This window comes from Mucilaginibacter sp. (genome assembly GCF_039921305.1).
In the GTDB taxonomy this organism is placed as follows: Bacteria; Bacteroidota; Bacteroidia; order Sphingobacteriales; family Sphingobacteriaceae; genus Mucilaginibacter.
The window spans coordinates 148,765-168,072 of sequence record NZ_JBDSCA010000057.1 but is presented as its reverse complement, the minus strand read 5'-3'; the positions used below and the strand labels follow the sequence as shown (position 1 = coordinate 168,072).

At 41.1% G+C, this 19,308-nt stretch carries 15 protein-coding genes and 1 tRNA gene; 9 read left to right on the top strand and 7 right to left on the bottom strand.

Annotated elements, in window-relative coordinates; genetic code table 11:
- Nucleotides 1-141: 141 nt before the first annotated feature.
- A tRNA-Ser gene (locus ABIN91_RS18525) sits at nucleotides 142-228 on the bottom strand.
- Nucleotides 229-418: 190 nt separating this feature from the next.
- Between ABIN91_RS18525 and ABIN91_RS18520 the strand changes: the two genes are divergently transcribed.
- Together ABIN91_RS18520 and ABIN91_RS18515 are read left to right on the top strand one after the other, a co-directional pair.
- Complete coding sequence (locus tag ABIN91_RS18520) at nucleotides 419-1,285, top strand: sialate O-acetylesterase (RefSeq protein ID WP_348052932.1); 867 nt, start codon at nucleotides 419-421, stop codon at nucleotides 1,283-1,285.
- Entirely contained in the window at nucleotides 1,285-1,809 is a 525-nt protein-coding gene (locus tag ABIN91_RS18515; RefSeq protein WP_348052931.1) for a GNAT family N-acetyltransferase, read from the top strand. Before ABIN91_RS18520 ends, ABIN91_RS18515 begins: the two co-directional genes overlap by 1 nt.
- A gap of 56 nt (nucleotides 1,810-1,865) precedes the next feature.
- Here the strand turns inward: ABIN91_RS18515 and ABIN91_RS18510 are convergent, their stop codons facing one another.
- Nucleotides 1,866-4,790 carry an outer membrane beta-barrel protein gene (locus ABIN91_RS18510; protein ID WP_348052930.1) on the bottom strand — a complete coding sequence of 975 codons (2,925 nt, stop codon included), beginning with the start codon at nucleotides 4,788-4,790 and terminating at the stop codon, nucleotides 1,866-1,868.
- A 125-nt stretch (nucleotides 4,791-4,915) separates the two neighbouring features.
- Nucleotides 4,916-5,824: a hypothetical protein gene (locus ABIN91_RS18505; protein WP_348052929.1), complete on the bottom strand. Its 909-nt coding sequence runs from the start codon at nucleotides 5,822-5,824 to the stop codon at nucleotides 4,916-4,918.
- Between the two features lie 236 nt (nucleotides 5,825-6,060).
- On the opposite strand from ABIN91_RS18505, the gene ABIN91_RS18500 reads away from it, so the two are divergent.
- From ABIN91_RS18500 to yidC, 4 genes are all read left to right on the top strand, one after another.
- The gene (locus ABIN91_RS18500; RefSeq protein ID WP_348052928.1) at nucleotides 6,061-6,432 is read left to right on the top strand and encodes a VOC family protein; all 372 of its coding nucleotides are present in this window, start codon (nucleotides 6,061-6,063) and stop codon (nucleotides 6,430-6,432) included.
- Between the two features lie 74 nt (nucleotides 6,433-6,506).
- Nucleotides 6,507-7,067, top strand: a complete 561-nt coding sequence (locus ABIN91_RS18495) for an acyl-CoA thioesterase (RefSeq protein ID WP_348052927.1) — start codon at nucleotides 6,507-6,509, stop codon at nucleotides 7,065-7,067.
- A gap of 299 nt (nucleotides 7,068-7,366) precedes the next feature.
- Nucleotides 7,367-8,977, top strand: coding sequence for a CTP synthase (locus ABIN91_RS18490; RefSeq protein ID WP_348052926.1), 1,611 nt, complete (start codon nucleotides 7,367-7,369; stop codon nucleotides 8,975-8,977).
- A 21-nt stretch (nucleotides 8,978-8,998) separates the two neighbouring features.
- The gene (gene yidC, locus ABIN91_RS18485) at nucleotides 8,999-10,855 is read left to right on the top strand and encodes a membrane protein insertase YidC (RefSeq protein WP_348052925.1); all 1,857 of its coding nucleotides are present in this window, start codon (nucleotides 8,999-9,001) and stop codon (nucleotides 10,853-10,855) included.
- A gap of 262 nt (nucleotides 10,856-11,117) precedes the next feature.
- Here the strand turns inward: yidC and ABIN91_RS18480 are convergent, their stop codons facing one another.
- The 4 genes from ABIN91_RS18480 to ABIN91_RS18465 all read right to left on the bottom strand — a co-directional run bounded on the left by ABIN91_RS18480 (nucleotide 11,118) and on the right by ABIN91_RS18465 (nucleotide 17,265).
- Entirely contained in the window at nucleotides 11,118-12,365 is a 1,248-nt protein-coding gene (locus tag ABIN91_RS18480; RefSeq protein ID WP_348052924.1) for a glutamate-5-semialdehyde dehydrogenase, read from the bottom strand.
- A gap of 13 nt (nucleotides 12,366-12,378) precedes the next feature.
- A complete protein-coding gene (proB, locus tag ABIN91_RS18475) occupies nucleotides 12,379-13,413 on the bottom strand; it encodes a glutamate 5-kinase (protein WP_348052923.1) in 1,035 nt (344 codons plus the stop codon).
- Nucleotides 13,414-13,510: 97 nt separating this feature from the next.
- Nucleotides 13,511-16,231, bottom strand: a complete 2,721-nt coding sequence (locus tag ABIN91_RS18470; protein WP_348052922.1) for a bifunctional YncE family protein/alkaline phosphatase family protein — start codon at nucleotides 16,229-16,231, stop codon at nucleotides 13,511-13,513.
- 14 nt (nucleotides 16,232-16,245) lie between these two features.
- The gene (locus ABIN91_RS18465; protein ID WP_348052921.1) at nucleotides 16,246-17,265 is read right to left on the bottom strand and encodes a zinc dependent phospholipase C family protein; all 1,020 of its coding nucleotides are present in this window, start codon (nucleotides 17,263-17,265) and stop codon (nucleotides 16,246-16,248) included.
- 113 nt (nucleotides 17,266-17,378) lie between these two features.
- Here ABIN91_RS18465 and ABIN91_RS18460 point away from each other — a divergent pair, with 113 nt between their 5' ends.
- Genes ABIN91_RS18460 through ABIN91_RS18450 form a run of 3 tightly spaced genes read left to right on the top strand, consistent with a single transcriptional unit; the run spans nucleotide 17,379 to nucleotide 19,203 of the window.
- A complete protein-coding gene (locus ABIN91_RS18460) occupies nucleotides 17,379-17,729 on the top strand; it encodes a DUF4174 domain-containing protein (protein WP_348052920.1) in 351 nt (116 codons plus the stop codon).
- Nucleotides 17,730-17,742: 13 nt separating this feature from the next.
- The gene (locus ABIN91_RS18455; protein ID WP_348052919.1) at nucleotides 17,743-18,537 is read left to right on the top strand and encodes an SDR family oxidoreductase; all 795 of its coding nucleotides are present in this window, start codon (nucleotides 17,743-17,745) and stop codon (nucleotides 18,535-18,537) included.
- Between the two features lie 24 nt (nucleotides 18,538-18,561).
- Nucleotides 18,562-19,203: a fasciclin domain-containing protein gene (locus ABIN91_RS18450; RefSeq protein WP_348052918.1), complete on the top strand. Its 642-nt coding sequence runs from the start codon at nucleotides 18,562-18,564 to the stop codon at nucleotides 19,201-19,203.
- The last annotated feature ends 105 nt before the right edge of the window (nucleotides 19,204-19,308 follow it).

Here is a 19,308-nt window from a genome sequence, read left to right as displayed (position 1 = left end):
AGGGTATAACTAAGAATTGACGCACCGAAATACGCACTTTTTTGTTGCTAATTGGTGCATAAAATGGGGGTTTGGCACCAAAACAAAAGCCTGCAATCATTTGATTTGCAGGCTTTTAGCTGTTTTTGACAGGGTTATTCGCGGAGAGTTAGGGATTCGAACCCCAGGACCCTTTCACAAGTCAACAGTTTTCAAGACTGCCGCAATCGACCACTCTGCCAACTCTCCGGGGTCAAAAGTACAAATCCCGGCTGAATTGGCAAATTTGATGTTAACTTTTTTTTAATAAACTTTATAAGCACATTTTTGATATAATTACAAACTTACAAGCCTTTGGTTATTAATTTGTTAAAGTAAACATCGGTAGACAACAAAACTAAATTAAAGTACTATTTTTAACCCATTAAAAGTCATAACCATGCTAAAGCTATTACTGTTTGCCTTATTTTTCTGCGTATTTTATTCTGTATCGGCACAAAATAAAGGTAAAATTGATGTTTACTTAATAGCCGGTCAATCCAATGCCACCGGCCAGGGTTATTTGAAAAACATGACGGATACGATGAATATTGACACCACTGTATTGATATTCCATTCGGGCAAGCCTCATTTAAACTCGGGTAAGCAAGCCTTTACCTGGCAACCATTAATACAAGCTTCGGAATCTCCGGATAGGTTTGGTCCCGAATTAAGCTTCGGCACCAAAATTCATCAACTTTATCCTGATAGAAAAATAGCCCTTATTAAACATGCCCACAGCGGTACCAATTTATACAAGCAATGGAACCCGGGTAAAATAGCAAGTGATACCAGTAATTGGGGGCCACAGTTTAAAGTTTTTGTTCAAACGGTTGATTCTGGCTTAAACGAGTTGAAAAAAATGGGTTACAAACCCATCATCCGCGGCATGTTATGGCAACAAGGTGAAAATGATGCCGTAGCCAATGATAGTGCCAGCGTAAGATATGCTCAAAATTTGATACATTTTATTGAACGGATTCGCAAACAATATCATTCTGCAAAACTACCTTTTGTGTATGGCTATGTGCTTCCACCTCCAAATACAGGCCGGTACCGTGAGGTAGTCCGCCAGGCGGAACATGATATTGATCAGAACTCAGGTTCGCCCCGGGCGGTTAAAAATGCCTTTGTAGTTCAAACCGATGATCTAAGTCATCGTGCTACTGATAAAGATACCCGCTACCCTACAGATCATGTCCATTTTGGTACCGATGGAACCTGGGTGTTAGGCTTGCGTATGGCCCAAAAAATGGCTAAACATTAATGAAGAAAAATATTTCTACACGTAAGGTAAACATAACCGAAGCAAATGCACTTTTAAAACTAAGCAGGCAAACTTTTTTTGATGCCTTTGCAGCGGTAAACAACCCCGACGACATAGCCGCTTATGCCACTCAGGCATTTACAATAGAAAAGGTAACATCAGAATTAGAGAACCCTCACTCCCACTTTTATTTCGCATTACTGGATGATGAGATCATAGGCTACCTTAAACTTAATAGTGGCAATGCGCAAACAGAGTTTCGGGATAATAATGCTTTAGAAGTTGAGCGCATATACATCCTCAAAAAATATCAGGGTAATAAATTTGGTGAGCAATTGTTAAACTTTGCAATAGCCCTGGCTCAGCAAGCACATTGCAAATACATTTGGCTTGGGGTATGGGATAAAAACCAAAGCGCCATCCGCTTTTACCAGAGCCATGGTTTTAACATATTTGGCAGCCATTATTTTATGCTTGGCAGCGATAAGCAAACTGATATTCTGATGAAACTTGATTTGGTTTAAACAACAAAACCAGCCTTAACCGGCTGGTTTTGTTAAATCTATATTCTTTTATCGTTCTATTCGTAAATAAAACTACCATCACCCCGGCGGTTCATTTTTTTGCCATTACGTGTTGGTGTACCACTCCATTTTTGCAGGTACAAACGTGCGCCAACTAAAAAATATCTGCTCAATGAGCTTGATAAAGTATTGGTAAAACTACCATTAGGAGACAATGTTTGCTCTATAAAATTGTTTTGGTGTAAAATATCGTAGGCGTTAAACGTAATAACTAAAGTTCTCTTTTTGAAAAAATCCTTTTCAAGGCCCATGTTAATTACAAGCGGATTTGTGCTTAAACTACCTAAACCTGCCACATAGCTTTTTGCAGCGTTGTAGTTAAACTGAAAGCTTTTCAGAAAATATATTTTTCCATCAACAGCTAAAGATGTTTTTTGTACCTGGGTAGATAGAGATGAAGATGATGCCGTGCTTCCGGATGTTGAGTTAGGCACAAGCGATGAAAACGATCTTGACAGATCATAACCTATATATGGATTTATTTCAATCCACTCCGCCGGTGTTATCCGCGGTCCAAAGCGCTCATCAAATCTCCAATTTGTGGTATGGTATTGTACATCATTACTTACAGCCTGGTTGTAATTGTAAGTTACATTACCGTTTAACGATAAATTGTATTTACGATCATCTAATTGCTTGGCAATATTATACCTGCCCGTTACAGACTGTGATCCGTTAAGGTTTACGTAATGCGTTTCGTTAATATAATCTCCGTTTGTAGCATATGGCGAACCAAGCACCTGGATAACATTTGTAGAAATTTGATTGACCGGAATACTTGCGTTAACAAAAAACGAAAAGTTTAATTTAGAGTTAGCAAGGTAATTATTGTATTGAGCATTAAATGAATGTGTAAACGCTGGTTTCAAATTAGGATTACCAACTATTTGACTTCTTGGGTTAGATATATCGGTAAAAGGTTGAATTTCCTGAAAGCTTGGTTCGGTGTTTGAGCCAGAGTAATAAAATGAAAACCGCTGCGTGCGAGACCATGAATAAGCAAAGCGGAATACGGGGATGAGCCTAAAATCCGACCGGCCGGTGGATACATTAGCTCCGGCGCCTGCATTGAGTTTAGTTCCTGACAGGTAAGTTGGGACAGCCGTTGTTCCTAACGATATATTGTACTTTATGCCACTAAACCTATAATTCAACGTAAGGTGTGATTCTGTAAACGTATAGTTATAAATATTATCACGGTACGATAACGGTACAATTTGCCCACTTGGTGCAATACTATCGTTAACTGCCGAATTATCATAAGTAGACGTTCTTATCTGCGCGTTAAGTTCTAATTGTGAGTATAATCCCAAAGGTTCAACGTATGTTGAGCTTGCACGGTAAGTTTTGTTGTTGCTGTTCCGATCAACCCTGGTTTGGTTAAGTAATTGATTTTTTGGAACAGTTCTGGTAGTATCTGTAAAGTAATATATATTGTTTTTTGATTCCTTTTCCGATTCATTGTCGGCACTGGTTATGCTTACCTGTAACGAGACGTTTCTTTTGGGCTTTTCAAATATATGCTGATAAAACGCAGTTAAACCATAGTTAGTAGTAGAATTGGTAGTTCCGCTTGAACCTATTGTGTTATAAAACTGGTAGTTTGGGATGGGTGCGCCAGTAACGGGATCAATTCTGGTATAGTATGCATCGGTTTGATTATCTGTAGTACTTGAGCTATTGGAAGAACTATAACTAAACGAAGGTGTTATTTGCAAAAAGTTTGATTTATTGATATCCCATTTAATATCAAAATTCACATTATGGCTTTTACTGTCACTTTCAGATGTTCCTGATCTGGTAAAATTAGTATACCCTAGTGTAGAGTTGCTCCTTCCAAAGCTATTGCTGGTAGAGTTATTATCATTGAACTTGTACCTGTATCCTGATTCTACCTTGACATTTTTACCAAACTGATCATTATAACCAAATGACGGCGAACCTGAACGGTTTGTACCAGGGCTTCCACCCCCGCCGGCGCTAATACCATTTCCGCCGCCGCCGCCAACAGTTGCGCCCCCGGTTATGCCGCTCGATGATACACCTGTAACCGTGTTATTCAAAGTACCATTTACCGCTATTTGCTGGTTAGCATTAATGCGGGTTCCGGTTAAACCAACATTATATCGGTCGTCACTACCATACTGCCCGTTTAAACGCCCAGTTAAACCTATAGATCTATCGGGCTTGGTAGTTATATTTAACACTTTCTGAGGGTCGCCATCTTTTACACCGGTTCGTGCGGCAGCGTCACCGTAATCATCAACAACCTGTATTTTTTCAACAATTTCTGCAGGTAAGTTTTGAATTGCCTGGGCCACATCGCCTCCGGAATATAATGTTCCGTTTAATTTAGCCTTAGTAATTGCTTGCCCCTGGTGAGTAACTGTACCATCGGTACCAACCTCAAAACCCTCCATCTTTTTCAAAAGCTCGTCAACGGTGGCGTTATCCCTCACCTTATAATCACTGGCTTTATATTCAACTGTATCAATTTTGTATGTTATACTTGGTGTGCCATTAATTTTAACCTCATTCATCATATGGCTTGATGATTTTAAAATGATGGGTTCTAAAACCAACCGTTTAACCGCGTCGTTCTGTAAGTATTTGCGTACGGATGTTATATAGCCTACCTCAGTAATGGTAAGCGTAAATGTTGCCATCTTTACGTTCTTAAAAACAAATATCCCATCGTTATTTGATACTGTACGTAAAGTATCCAAACGCGATGTTAATAAAATTGTAGCGCCTATTAAGGTATTATCGGTAGTATCTCTAATTACACCGCTTATTTCGCGGAAGAGTACCGGCGGTGCGGGTGTTGCCGTTTGCCCTTGCATCCGGTTGCCCCGGATTTGCGCAAATAAGTTGCCCGTTAATAGAATTGCAACAAACAGCAGAAGTAAATTTTTTATCATTATAAGGTTGTGATTATTAGGTAGTGTGATTAGGGTTAAATTTTTATTCGATACGCTTTTTTAATCTATTATACTATCAATTATAGTATGGTTTACAAAAGAGGCATTACAAATGCCTGTGATCATTATTTTTTAGCAAGGGTATATTTACCCCAAAAATCTGTTGGACTAAGCAATTCGTTCATGGCATCGTTACCACCACCGCTAAAGCCTCCACGGTTACCACCGTTTCCTCCTCCTCCAAAACGACCGCCGCCGCCGTTTCTGCCACCACCGTTTCCGCCGCCGCCATTGCCGCCACCACCAAAACCACCGCCGCCTGCGTTACGGTTATTACCGCCATTATTATTACGGCTAAAATCGAGCCCGTTAACTGTTATATTATAGGCAAACTCTTTAGGGTTATCTGCTGATAGATTAAGTAATGATAGCGGTATGGATAGCTCAAACTGCAAGTTAGCCTGCTCATCATACCCGGCCGCGGCTTTAATACCATATATGTTATAAATAGAGATCAGGGTATCGGTAATATCTTTAAAGCCCAGCACACTTATCTCTTTTATAGCGGCAATAGCCTGTTTACGGGCGGCGGCGGCTTCGGCCATTGATGCCGAATCCATCACCGTTGTAGCACTTGCACCACGCGGCCTGCGAATACCACGTAAGTTGGCCCGGCTTACTATCGGGAAACGTACACTGTAAGCATTCTCTTCTTTCTTTTTATCAGCTGTGTTAATCGTTATGGTAACACCACCACCCATAATTTTGGTACTGTTTTGCAAATCGGTTGATCTTACAACCAGATACAAATTTTTGGCATCGTTTGATAGTATGTAAAAAAGCTTGGTAGTTTTGTTGTAAGCCTGAAAATCTGGCCCCCACTCATCCAGTTTGCCATCAATTTTAACCTTGGTGGGAGCGGCTAAACTGCCTGCTTGTACTGTGTTTAGTTTTTGAGCTTGCGCAGAAACGCTTAAACCTATGATAAATAAAATAGGTAAAGCGGTTTTGATCAATAGTAATGCTCTTTTCATTGGTGTTGTATAATTAGTTTATATATTTAGGTTTAAACAAAGCTACATGGATATAAGAAGCTATAGGTATTAATTTTTATATGATATGGCTTATTGACTGTGAAAATACCACGAAGTTTAATCAATATTTGATTGTCATATAATTGTTGCTTAATTGTCATGCAATTGTTGCAATAACCTATAAATAACGGCAATATTATTATCATAATTAATTTCAACTCAATTAAACCTTCAATATGGACTATAAACTAACCGGCTTAACGCCCATGTTGGAAACCCACGATATGGAAGCCACTATAAAATTTTACACCGAAGTGCTGGGTTTTACCCTGCTAAACTACGAAGCAGATTGGGGTTGGGCATCCTTTAAATGCGATGCCGTAAATATTATGTTCTCTATCCCAAACGAGCACCGCAATATGCCTAAGCCCATAATGAGTGGCTCATTATATATTAACCCGGATAATGTAGACTTAGTTTGGGAAAACTTAAAAGAACGTTGCCTGATCTGCTATCCTATCGAGAACTTTGACTACGGCATGCGCGAATTCGCTATCTATGACAATAACGGTTATCTGCTCCAATTTGGACAAATGATAGCAGAATAACATCTTAATATATTAAATACTAAAAAATCTTTCCGACTTTCGGCCTTCCGGACTTTTCGACTAAACAATATCCCATGCCAGATCAATTACACTTTAAACCTGTTCGATTTTCAGAAACCATTATTACCGAATTGATGATACCCTCCTATTCAAACTTTGGGGGTAAAATTCACGGGGGGATCTTACTTTCGCTGATGGATAAGGTAGCCTACGTTTGCGCCGCCAAGCATGCCGGTAATTATTGCGTAACGGCATCAATTGATACCGTGGATTTTTTGGCCCCTATTGAGGTTGGCGAACTGGTATCCCTTATGGCATCAGTAAACTATGTAGGTAACACCTCACTGGTTATTGGCATCCGGGTTGTATCCGAAAACATAAAAACCAACTCTGTAAACCACACTAACACCAGTTATTTTACTATGGTTGCCAAGGATGAGCAAAACCAGCCAACGCAGGTACCCGGGTTAATATTAGAAACCCAAAATGAAGTACGCCGCTTTGTAGAAGCCATACGCCGCAAAGAACTCCGCCAAAATTACCGCCAGGAAGTAGAGCAGATCAAAACCCCAACAAACTACGAGAAGTACGAGCACCTGTTAATTGGCGAACGCTGTAAAATAGCTATAGGGTAATAAACTTGCCCAATCGTTATTTTATATTGATTGTAGTACTTGTTTTATAAGTCGTATTATTTATAGTAAGGCCAGAGGCCTGGGAATAACAAGTCACGAACGGAACGCTCGCGCCAGCTGATCTAAATACTCACATTTACTCATGTTCCTTTTTAACAGGGGGTTAGTTATCAACAGTGTAAAATCGGTGTCGTTTTGTTAACAAATCAGTCAAAATTCAAATAATTTGTTACCTTTGCATCCCGTACACAAACAATTTCTGCACCATCATATCGGCTGCCGGAATCCAAAAAAAACATATGACTAAATATATTTTTGTTACGGGCGGCGTTACCTCGTCGTTAGGAAAAGGTATTATTTCTGCATCACTGGCCAAGCTTCTACAGGCCCGTGGGTATAGGGTAACCATCCAAAAATTCGACCCTTACATCAACATCGACCCCGGAACATTGAATCCTTACGAACACGGCGAATGCTATGTTACCGAGGATGGAGCCGAAACCGACCTTGACCTTGGTCACTACGAGCGTTTTTTGAATACGCCAACATCAAAAGCCAACAACATTACCACAGGCCGTATCTATCAAAATGTGATCAATCGCGAACGCGAAGGCGCTTTTTTGGGTAAAACGGTACAGGTAGTTCCGCACATTACAGATGAGATCAAACGCAACTTCCGCATTTTGGGTGAAAGTGGTGAATTTGATGTAGTAATAACCGAGATTGGTGGTACTGTTGGCGATATAGAATCATTGCCGTTTATTGAAGCTGTTCGCCAGTTCCGCTGGGAGCATGGGCAGAACGATTCTCTGGTTATACACTTAACTTTAATTCCATTTTTGGCTGCTGCCGGAGAATTAAAAACCAAGCCTACACAGCACTCAGTTAAGATGTTGTTGGAGTATGGTATTCAGCCGGATATTTTGGTTTGCCGTACCGAGCATCATATCAATGCGGATATCCGTAAAAAGATAGCCTTATTTTGTAATGTAAATGTGAACGCGGTTATTGAATCGATAGATGCTTCTACTATTTATGATGTGCCTTTGCTGATGTTGAAGGAACAATTGGATAAGATAGTAATGAGCAAGTTAAAACTATCGAGCAAGACAGAGCCGAATTTGGATCGCTGGAAAGACTTTTTGGGCCGTTTGAAAAACCCAACTGCCGAAATACGGATTGGTTTGGTTGGTAAATATGTTGAACTGCCAGATGCTTATAAATCCATCACCGAATCGTTCATCCACGCGGGTGCTCAAAATGAGTGCAAGGTGCGTGTGGAATGTATCAGTTCGGAGCAATTAACACCTGAGAACGCTGTTGATCGTTTAAAAGGTTTAGATGGTATATTGGTTGCCCCTGGTTTTGGTCAGCGTGGTATTGAGGGTAAAATTGAGGCTATTAAATACGTACGCGAAAATAATATCCCTTTCTTTGGTATCTGTTTAGGTATGCAATGCGCCGTGGTTGAATTTGGCCGTAATGTATTGGGATTAACAGACGCGCACAGCGTTGAGATGAACCCGGATACCCCCTTCCCTGTTATTAATATGATGGAGGAGCAAAAGAAGATCACCGCTAAGGGCGGTACCATGCGTTTAGGATCATACGCTTGTGATTTGCGTAAAAACAGTAAGGCCTTTGCCATATACGGTCAGCAGCATATTACCGAGAGGCACCGCCACCGTTATGAGTTTAATAACGATTACCTTAAACAGTATGAAACGGCAGGCATGATACCATCGGGAATGAACCCTGAAAACAACCTTGTAGAGATCGTAGAGTTAAAAAACCACCCGTTTTTTGTGGGTGCACAATTTCATCCTGAATTAAAATCAACGGTTGCTAATCCTCACCCACTTTTTGTTAACTTTGTCGCCGCTGCGCTGGCTTATGCCCGCAAAAAATAGCAGCTTGTTACGTTTATTATAATGGATAGAAATACATACACAGGATTATTCCTGATCATGCTGATACTTTTTGGCTCATTTTATTTAATGAAGCCATCTGAAGCAGACCTTAAAAAAGCTCAAATTGCTGCTCACGCAGATTCGCTAAAAAAAGCCGGAATTAAGACAGCCGTTGTTACAGCGCCTAAAGTTGATTCGGTACCAAAAGCACAGGTTGTTGATTCGGCTATATTAAAAACCGCGTTTGGTGCAGCTACTGTTGGTACCGAGCAATTGGTTACAGTTGAAAATAAAGACCTGTTACTTAAAGTTTCCACCCATGGTGGCCGTGTTCAATATGCCGAGTTAAAAAAATTCAAAACCTTTGATGGTAAGCCATTGGTATTATTTAACGGCCCAAATGAGCACTTTGGATTGAATTTTATTGCCGGTAATAAAAAGATCAACACTAACGATCTGTACTTTAAACCATCGGCTACAGCTTTAAACTCTGCCGGTGCCGATTCTGCAATTAGCTTCCGTTTAAATTATAGCGCTACACAGTATATTGATTACGTGTATTCGTTACCAGCGGCAGGTTACAAACTTGGGCTTGTTATTAAAGAAACAGGTTTAGATGGTGTAATTGCTGATAGTAAGGTGGTTGATATCAACTGGCAATCGAGCATGCTTAAAACCGAAAAGGATATGAGCATGGAGCGCCAGTACTCAACCGTGTATTATAAAAACACAGAAGATGATGTAAACTCGTTGAGCGTTACCGGTGATGAGGCTAAGGATGTTAATGATAAGAAAATTCAATGGGTATCGTTCAAACAGCACTTTTTCTCGAATGTGCTGATCTATAAAGATGGGTTCACAAAATCCAATTTAAAGGTAAGCATGGATACCAGCAATAAAACCGAGGTTAAACAAATGCAGGCCAGCTTGCAAATACCGGCTAATAGCGCTGGTGTTTACCCAATGGAGTTTTATTATGGCCCTAATGAGTTTAAGTTATTAAAAGCTCAAGGCTTTAACCTGGATAAACAAATTGATTTAGGTTGGGGACCGCTTAAATGGATTAACAGGTACGCTGTATTGGTTGTATTTGACTTTTTGAAAAAATTTGGCTGGAATTACGGTATCGTAATTTTATTGTTGACCATCTTATTGAAATTAGTGTTATCGCCATTAACTTATAAATCTTACCTATCAATGGCTAAAATGCGCGTGCTGAAGCCTGAGATGGACGAGATCAAAGCTAAGGTTGGCGAGGATAACCCTACCCTGCTACAACAGGAATACATGAAGCTTTATAAAAAGGCTGGTGTAAACCCGCTTGGTGGTTGTTTGCCAATGGTGCTGCAATTACCTATCGTGTTCGCGTTCCTGCGCTTTTTCCCGGCTTTATTTGAGTTGCGTGGCGAGAGCTTTTTATGGATGAAGGATCTATCTACTTATGATGATTTGATCAAGTTTGGTACAACCATTCCGTTACTTGGCGATCACCTGAGTTTGATGTGTTTGTTGATGACGATATCAACCTTCATTTATACTTACTTTAACAACCAGATATCGGGTGCTACAGGCCAGATGAAATACATTGGTTACATCACCCCTGTTATCTTCATTTTTGTGCTGAACAAGTATCCATCTGGTTTGAACTACTACTACTTTTTGGCGAATATGTTAACATTCGCTCAACAGTATGCTATCCGTTTGATGGTAGATGATAAAAAGATCCACGCTCAGATCCAGGAGAACAAAAAGAAACCTGAGGATAAAACGGCCAAAAAGAAATCAGGGTTCGCGGCTAAAATGGAAGATTACATGCGTAATCAGCAAGTGCAGTCACAAGCGCCAAAACAAATTCCGCCAGCTAAAAAAGGCAAATAAGGTAAAGCAAAAAGGGAAGAACGTAATGTTCTTCCCTTTTTGTTTAATACGGTAATTGTTATTTACATGAGTCGAGATAAGAAATTCGATGTCATTTCGAAGTGAGGTACGACTAAGAAATCTTCTACTGTAGACAGGCAAAGCGGCCAATATGAAGCAAACATATCTATAGTAGAAGATTTCTCTTTCGCGCAACCGCTCATTCCCGCCCCTTGCTCTATCGAAATGACAATTTGAGACTGGGTTTCTTATTCAAATCCACTTATCTTACCTGCCCATCACCTCTCACAAACCATTTTTCGGTTACCAGTTTCTCTAAAGCGAATGGCCCACGGGCATGTAGTTTTTGAGTTGAGATGCCAATTTCGGCACCTAAACCAAAAATGCCACCATCGGTAAAACGGGTTGAGGCATTAATATACACAGCGGCTGCATCTACTTCATTAATAAAGCGTTCTGATATTTGTTTATCCTGTGATACGATAGCTTCTGAGTGTTTTGATGAAAATTTACTGATGTGATCAAGGGCCTCATCGGCACTATCAACTACTTTAACCGAGCATTTGAAATCCAGAAACTCACGGCCAAAGTCTTCGGGAGTCGCGGCTTGCAGATATGGATATTGAAGGTCTTTTAAAATGGCATAGGTTGGCTCATCTGCAAATATCTCAACCTTGTAATCAAGTAATCCGGGAACAGTCAATTTCAGTAGTTCAGGGGCAACAGAGCGGTCAACCAAAATGGTATCTAATGAATTACAAACTGATGGGCGACTTACTTTGGCGTTCACCACAATGGCGGCAGCTTTGGTAAGGTCGGCGGTTTTTTCCACGTAAGTGTGGCAAACGCCTGCCCCTGTTTCAATAACCGGTACCTTTGAGTTTTCGCGAACAAACTCTATCAGTTGCTGCGAACCACGTGGGATAATGATATCGATGTATTTAACCGCGGTTAAAAGCTCATTGATGAACTTGCGGTCGGTTGGTAACAGCTGTACAATGGCGCTGTTTAAGCCAAACTCGTGCAACACCTGATGGATCAGGTTAACGAGGCAAATATTGGTGTACAAGGCATCGCTACCACCACGGAGCACACATACGTTACCCGAGCGAATGCATAAGGCAGCTACATCAATCGTCACGTTAGGGCGCGATTCGTATATTACGCCAACTACGCCTAAGGGTACGGTTTTCTTTTGAATTGATAATCCGTTAGCTGTGGTGCTCTCCAGGATGATTTGGCCGGCAGGATCTGGCAAGGCTGCAATATCTTTGATACTGGTGCATAGGTCATCAATCCTTGCATCGTTTAATAACAGCCTGTCTTTTTTAGGATCAGTATCCGGCATGCGATCAAGATCCTTTTTGTTTTCGGCAATGATGTGTTCATGGTTCTCCGAAAGAGTAACCGCTAAACGATTTAAGAGCGTTTTTTTACGCTCATCATCCAATAATTTAATGGATGTTGATGCCTGGTGAGCTTCGTATAATAAATGCTGGATCGATTCCATGATTCTTTACTTTCTATAATAACACAATATCATCTGCACTGGCAATGATGAGCTTTTGTGTTTTGAGGTTGGCCAATATTTCGTCTGATGATATTTTGGCACGGCCTACGGCTATGGTTACCTGGTTTTCATCTTGTATTTCGATAACCTCGCTTTGTTCAAATTTATCAATAATATCCTTTACGCCTACAGCAAGTAAACTATGCCCGTTTTGCAAGGCTTTAGCTGCACCGGCATCAATTTGCAAACTGCCTGTAACCAGGCTGCCGCTGGCCAGCCATTTTTTACGTGCAGGCATTGAGCATTTTTGCGGGTGGCAAAGTGTTCCGGTTTGTTCTTTGATCGCATTTAAAATGCCATCGGTTGTACCGATACCGAATATCACTACTTTGATACCCATGCGGGTAGCTAAACGGGCAAAGGTTAATTTAGATACCATACCACCTAAACCTAATGCCGATCTCTCTTTATTGGCGAGGCCCAGAGCAGCTTTATCTATCACGGGTATCACGGGTATCACTTTTCCATCCGCATCCAATACGCCGGGTACAGATGTGCTAAACAACAATACCGATGCGCCGAAGCCAACCGCTATTAAAGTAGCCAGTTCATCATTATCCGAAAACTTGAGTTCGAGGTTGCTTACTACGTCGTTTTCGTTAGCTATGGGGATGATATCATTAGCCCACAGATCTTCATAAGTTTTTTTGAGTTGGAGGAATTGGTTGCGATTGCTGAAATGCTGACGCTCGCATAAGCTTTGCGCGATGTTGATCCCGTAAGGGGCAAAATAACCGGCGTATTTGTTCAGCAACAGCGGGTTGCCAATAGCGGCAGCGGCTTTGCGCTCGCTGATGGTTCCCGAATAGTTTTTTAATAGTTTTTTGCCTGCGGCAACGGCTCCCGATGATACCATCACAATATGGTAATCGTTGTGGATGATTGCCACCTGCCGGGCAATTTCGGCCATCACATTTTCGTCCAGATCACCGTTTTTGTGGGTGATGGATGCGGTTCCGAATTTGATAACGAGTATAGACTTTGTCAATGTATGCGATAAATATTGCCCAAATCTATAAAAAGCCTACCAATAAAGTAGTCTACTTTTGCTTTTTCCTTGTAAAATTCCGGGTAATTTAGGCTATTTAATCGTCGTCATCCTTATCGTTACCGGCAAGTTTAGCAGGATATGGTGTTTTAGGTTTAGCTACCAGCCATAACATCCGGTTTAACAGATCATCATTACCACCGTCGATATGATCATAAGCGGGCAACATGCTTTGCTTGGCATAATATAACTCCGCTCCTTTTAATGATGATAATACCCTGTTCATTTCATCAAGCGCGATCTTATTTTCGATGTATTTGTATGCAAAATAGTCCGGCTTGTTATTAAAGCAGCTAAACATAGGTAAGGCCGTCGCGTCAATCACATTCATAGGCGGGATGCCCAGTATTTGCTCAATGGTGCGCACTACACAAGTCTGGTTATAATTGGTAGGCACCTTACGCTGTAATCTTGAATACGGACTGATCACATTCCCAATGGTACGATAAGCCGAAACGTGGTCCCAGCCATCCTGAGAATCATCCTCGGTAACAAATATCACTGTCGAATTATAAAAACGGCTATGTGAAACCGCTTCAACAATGCGGCCCAAAGCTAAATCGTTATCTGCAACCATAGCGCGGGGTGTTGGTAAACCGGGCTTTAAACCGCCGGTATGGTCTGCCGGTAAGGCTAACACCATTAGTTGAGGCCACTGGTCGCCGGGTTTTGCTTCGTACTCTTTTAGCTCTTTGATAAAGGCATCAGCACGTACCTGGTCGTTAATTACATGGGTATCATATCCGGGGTAACCGGGTGCCAGGATAGGCCTTACCCTGGAAATGGTTGTACTATTGGTAAACTCTAATGGCTTACCATCTTTCCATTGCTGATATATCTTAGTCCAGGTTAAATTTTTATCAAATTTAGGTGTGGCGGTTTCGCCGTATATACGCACTGTTTTACCATGATCTAAAGCATTATTCCAAATGAAACCTTGTTTGCTGTAAACCAGCGCATCGTTCTGAACATGCGGATAGCTTCTGAACCATGAGCGTACATTGCGTTCTACGTAATCGGTAACCATGGCGGCATCCGTCCATTGGTGTCCTTCGGCAGATGACTTGCCCGAGGCGTAGTAGTTATCCATCAACACAAAATCACGGGCTAACTGGTGCTGGTTGGGCGTAACCTCGTCGCCATAAATGCAGAGTTCTTTTTTACCATTGCCTTCGGGCATATCGCCTAAAACCTGATCGTAGGTGCGGTTTTCTTTGATGATATAGATCACATGCTTAAATACCGAGGGCTCTCCTATCCTTTCGGGAACGGGCCGTGGCGCTACATTACTTCGCGGCAATTGCCTCGAAAGCTGGGTCCTGAACAGCAGGTTAGCTTTTTTTACCCGTTCGGTATAGTTGAACATATCGTTATTTAAACCCTGGGGTAAAGGGATAATGGAAACTGTAGCTTCCATATGATGTGAGTTAAAGGCATCAACTTTGGGGGTGCTTTTAGCGCCATCCGTCATGCGGTTACTGTTAACCCTTGCTCCTTCCCCTTCCAGGTTGGTTACGTAGATGTTATTCAGATCAATGGCTATACCACCCGGATAGGCTTCTGTTGGGATAAAGCCTTTGATAACAGTTTGATCTTTTCCGTTGGTAGCTACGTTAGCGCCGAGTTTGATAACTGCAATGGCGTTATCCAATCCGTTAGCTACATACAACATGGTACCTTTGGGGCTCAATGATAAAGCTCCGGGCGAATCACCAATAAAACTCTTCTCACTGATGTCCAACTTAACGCTGATGGAATCGACGGTAACCAGTTTTACGGCATCAATTACATAAACATTATCGCTGTTGGCATTAGCTACGTAAACAAATTTACTATCCGGACTGGCAACTATAGCGTTAGGGTGCAAACCAACTGGTATCTCTGTAATAAAAGCGCCAGTGCTGGTATTGATAACAGAAACCGTTCCCTGTGCAGTTGCACCGGTTTTTTGATCTGAATATGCTTTCCCGTAAGGTACACCCGAAGTTTCGCCCTTTGTTGCATCAGTTGGGATCGCACCTCCCCAATTGCTGATAAATGCCTTCCCATTCGCTATGGCTAAACCGTAAGGGGCTACACCTGTTGGTGTTTTCCATTTTACTTTTTCATCGGCAAGGCTCAGTTTCACAAACTGGTTGTTGCCGTTTAATACTACGTAAAGGTAGTCCGTATCGCCTTCTTCAATAACCTTCAACTCATTGGGTAAGGCTAAAGGTGAATTACCTTCGGGAGCAAATGCTATCTGTTTCTTAAAAAAAATGTGTTCACCATCCCAGTTAACCATCATTACGTATGATTTGCTGCCACTTGCCGCGCTCCATAAAATATTGGTTTTACCATAACGCTGCACCACCTGTATTCCCGAATAGGTGCTCGCTAAACCAGTAAAACGTTTCTCATCATAATAGCTCCATCGCGCTATCACATCTTTGGTTTTGGTGTTGATAATAGCTATCCCGTAACGGTCTTCTACAACCAAAGCATCCCTGCCCGGAATGAGTTTACAATCCAGGCTATGATTTTCATATTTGGTATCGCCAAAGTAAACCGTTGTACCTGCCGGATTAATGATACGGTTATAGGGCATTACATAGGGTAAAGATTTACTGTACAAAGTACTATCATCATAGCCGATGTGGTACGAGCTTTCATCTGTTATGGCGGCTGTTTTATTTCCGGGCGCTGTTGTAGTATGGCATGCACTTAGTACAACTGGCACAACAAATAAGGCAAATAGGATACGGCTTTTTGAGATCATTTTGATTTGACGGATTAAAATTCTTTTTCGCTTTTTAGGCCAAATAGCTTGCCGCGATTGAACAAGGCTTTATCCTGCGCTAAAGTAGTGGCATTACGTTTAGTAAGTTCTACCGGGTCAAGAGCCGAAAGATCTGGCTTGCCTGCATTTACCCAGGCTGTATATAAAAAATTGGCGGTAGATAGTATGGCTCCACGCATTTGCCTTTGTACTATACCGTTCAATTTGGTGTGATAGGCTTTGGCATAATCAACAGTATGTATATAATCATTATACATATTGGTTTTTATTTTGCCATTAACCATTTCAAAAACCTTGTCTTTAGCGAATGTAGCGGACAGATCGCGATCTGCTTTAAGTAAGGTATCGGCTGCATGGTTTGAGGCTGCAACTATGCGCCAGGTTTCTTTCTGTATATCAGCAATATAATGGGGTTTACCTACATTATACTTGTAGGTATCGCCAAACAGTTCTGGCAGTCGTGTTTCAAACAAACCATGCACACCTTTTTGGTTGGTTAAGGTTCCGTTGTGATTTTCTGAGGTATGCAATGGCATATAGGCATCGCCAATATAGTGACCGATATCGGCAGATAGTAATAGGATATCCGACTTATGCCCTTCTTTAAAAGCCTTTGTTAGCTTCAGCATCATATCCTGAATGTACCAGGGCAAAGTGCCATGCTTATACAAAAACTTCGCATCGTATTTTGCTTTGGCTTCTTTTGGCGATTTTGGGATAGCATCATAATTGCCGTAAGCTTCCAGGTGAATATGATGGCGGGGAAATTCGGCTGAATCGCCGATAGTATATTTACGAACATCGGGCAGGTTTGATTCTACCGTAATAAAATCAGCATGGTTATAAAAAAAGCCCTGCATAGGTGCGGGGAGCGTCATTACTACAGCACGATTGATGTGCTCATGGCCATATTTCCCCCAGGATATCAATGATAATCCTATCCCCAACATTAAACCCGTACGTAATAAAAATGGCTTTGTCTTTTTTAAACCCATGCTATAAAACTGCTTCATCAAAAGTATGTAACATATCAATATCTTTTTACAATTTCCTCCATTTGCAGGTAACAATGTTACTGTTTTGTTGTTATGGCTTTATGATGGCTATGCAAATTAAAATTTTAGTGATGTTTGCGATATGTATGGTGTTTGCAAATCAAAAACAAGCCAACCGTTCGGTTTTGATCTTTGCGGATAAAGCCAACAATGTTAACGTGATACAACAAATAAATATACTAAAAGCAGATGCGAAGGGTATACACGACCGGGATATTATTTACAGGGTTATCACCTATTCGACGGGTAATGTTCAGCAATACAAAAAGTGGGGTGTAACCAATGTACCATTTACCGTAATATTGATAGGAAAAGATAATGGCGAGAAGCTACGCAGCCATGAGCCGGTAAGTTTAACCCGCTTATTTGATTTAATTGATAATATGCCGATGCGCCAGCAAGAAATAAAATATAAGCACTGATACATTTCAAATAATGGATTTAAATATAAAAGGAAAAACCGCCCTGGTAACAGGTTCAACAGCGGGAATTGGCTTTGCAATTGCTAAATTATTAGCCACCGAGGGCGTGCACGTTGTTATAAACGGGCGTTCGCAACAAAAAACTGATGCCGTAGCCGAACAATTGAAGCAGGAAACCGGCAACCCCAATATTAGAGGTATTGCCTGCGATTTTGGGAAAGTTAATGAAATAGATAGTTTATTAACACAACTCCCTGAAGTTGACATCCTGATCAATAACGTTGGCATATTTGAGCCAAAAGAGTTTGCCGACATTAGCGATGCCGACTGGATGAAGTTTTATGAGGTTAATGTATTAAGTGGCGTGAGGTTATCCCGTATCTACTTCCCTAAAATGCTTGAACAGGATTGGGGACGCATTATTTTTATCAGCAGCGAATCGGCTATACAGATACCTTCTGAAATGATACACTATGGTATGACTAAGACCGCCCAGTTAGCCGTAGCCCGTGGCTTGGCCGAATTAACTAAAAGCAGTAACGTTACCGTAAATTCAGTTTTGCCTGGCCCGACACTATCCGAAGGTGTGGGTGGTTTTATTGATGATCTGTCTAAATCGCAAAATAAATCGAAAGAAGATGTTGAGAAAGACTTTTTCACACACATGCGCCCAACATCTATCATACAGCGCTTTGCCAGTACCGACGAAATAGCTAATATGGTTGTATATTTATGCAGCACTTTGGCCTCGGCTACTAATGGCGCTGCCATACGGGTTGAAGGTGGCCTATTAAAAGGCGTGATATAAATTTAAATTATTCAATAAATAACAATGAAAAAATTACTTCTCATCCTATTACTTTCCACATGCGTATATAGCGTACAGGCGCAAATCAATACAAATGTTGAAAGTACAACCACTACCAAATCGGTAGCCCGTACGCCAGATACGACTACGGCGACTATACCCAAGCACGTTAAAACCCGGATAATTGGTGGCGCTCAAATGAGATCGGATAAAGATATTGTAGATAATATTAAAAAATCAAAAGATCACACCACATTAACCAATGCTATTTTGGCAGGCAACTTATCCGAAACGCTAAAAAGCCGTGGCCCCTTAACTATTTTTGCGCCCACCAATGACGCCTTTAATCAATTGGCCCCCGGCACTTTAGATACCTTGTTAAAAACAACTCATGGTATAGATTTAACCAGATTACTAACTTACCATGTAATTAGTGGCAAATACACATCTAAAGATATTGCCAAACAAATTGTACAAGGTAAAGGTTCGGCTACTTTTATTACCCTGACCGGCGCTAAACTAATAGCTAAAATTAACGGTGATAGAAATATTGTTTTGGTAGATGAAAATGGAAAAGAAGCCGTGATCAGTCAGTTTGATATTGAGCAGAGCAATGGTATAATTGATGTGGTGACTGCGGTGCTGGTTCCTAAAAGCAAGTTATAGTTTTTAACTGATTGACATTGCGCGTTGGTAAATCCGGATCAGGATTAAATTCGTAATTTATTAAAGGCTGTAAGGTTGTTTTAATAAAACCGACTAATCAGGTAT

What these genes read in the sequence shown, in the direction of transcription:
- ABIN91_RS18520 (WP_348052932.1), top strand. Translation starts at nt 419, where the DNA reads ATGCTAAAGCTATTACTGTTTGCCTTATTTTTCTGCGTATTTTATTCT.
- ABIN91_RS18515 (WP_348052931.1), top strand. Translation starts at nt 1,285, where the DNA reads ATGAAGAAAAATATTTCTACACGTAAGGTAAACATAACCGAAGCAAAT.
- ABIN91_RS18510 (WP_348052930.1), bottom strand. Translation starts at nt 4,790, where the DNA reads ATGATAAAAAATTTACTTCTGCTGTTTGTTGCAATTCTATTAACGGGC.
- ABIN91_RS18505 (WP_348052929.1), bottom strand. Translation starts at nt 5,824, where the DNA reads ATGAAAAGAGCATTACTATTGATCAAAACCGCTTTACCTATTTTATTT.
- ABIN91_RS18500 (WP_348052928.1), top strand. Translation starts at nt 6,061, where the DNA reads ATGGACTATAAACTAACCGGCTTAACGCCCATGTTGGAAACCCACGAT.
- ABIN91_RS18495 (WP_348052927.1), top strand. Translation starts at nt 6,507, where the DNA reads ATGCCAGATCAATTACACTTTAAACCTGTTCGATTTTCAGAAACCATT.
- ABIN91_RS18490 (WP_348052926.1), top strand. Translation starts at nt 7,367, where the DNA reads ATGACTAAATATATTTTTGTTACGGGCGGCGTTACCTCGTCGTTAGGA.
- yidC (WP_348052925.1), top strand. Translation starts at nt 8,999, where the DNA reads ATGGATAGAAATACATACACAGGATTATTCCTGATCATGCTGATACTT.
- ABIN91_RS18480 (WP_348052924.1), bottom strand. Translation starts at nt 12,365, where the DNA reads ATGGAATCGATCCAGCATTTATTATACGAAGCTCACCAGGCATCAACA.
- ABIN91_RS18470 (WP_348052922.1), bottom strand. Translation starts at nt 16,231, where the DNA reads ATGATCTCAAAAAGCCGTATCCTATTTGCCTTATTTGTTGTGCCAGTT.
- ABIN91_RS18465 (WP_348052921.1), bottom strand. Translation starts at nt 17,265, where the DNA reads ATGAAGCAGTTTTATAGCATGGGTTTAAAAAAGACAAAGCCATTTTTA.
- ABIN91_RS18460 (WP_348052920.1), top strand. Translation starts at nt 17,379, where the DNA reads ATGTTTGCGATATGTATGGTGTTTGCAAATCAAAAACAAGCCAACCGT.
- ABIN91_RS18455 (WP_348052919.1), top strand. Translation starts at nt 17,743, where the DNA reads ATGGATTTAAATATAAAAGGAAAAACCGCCCTGGTAACAGGTTCAACA.
- ABIN91_RS18450 (WP_348052918.1), top strand. Translation starts at nt 18,562, where the DNA reads ATGAAAAAATTACTTCTCATCCTATTACTTTCCACATGCGTATATAGC.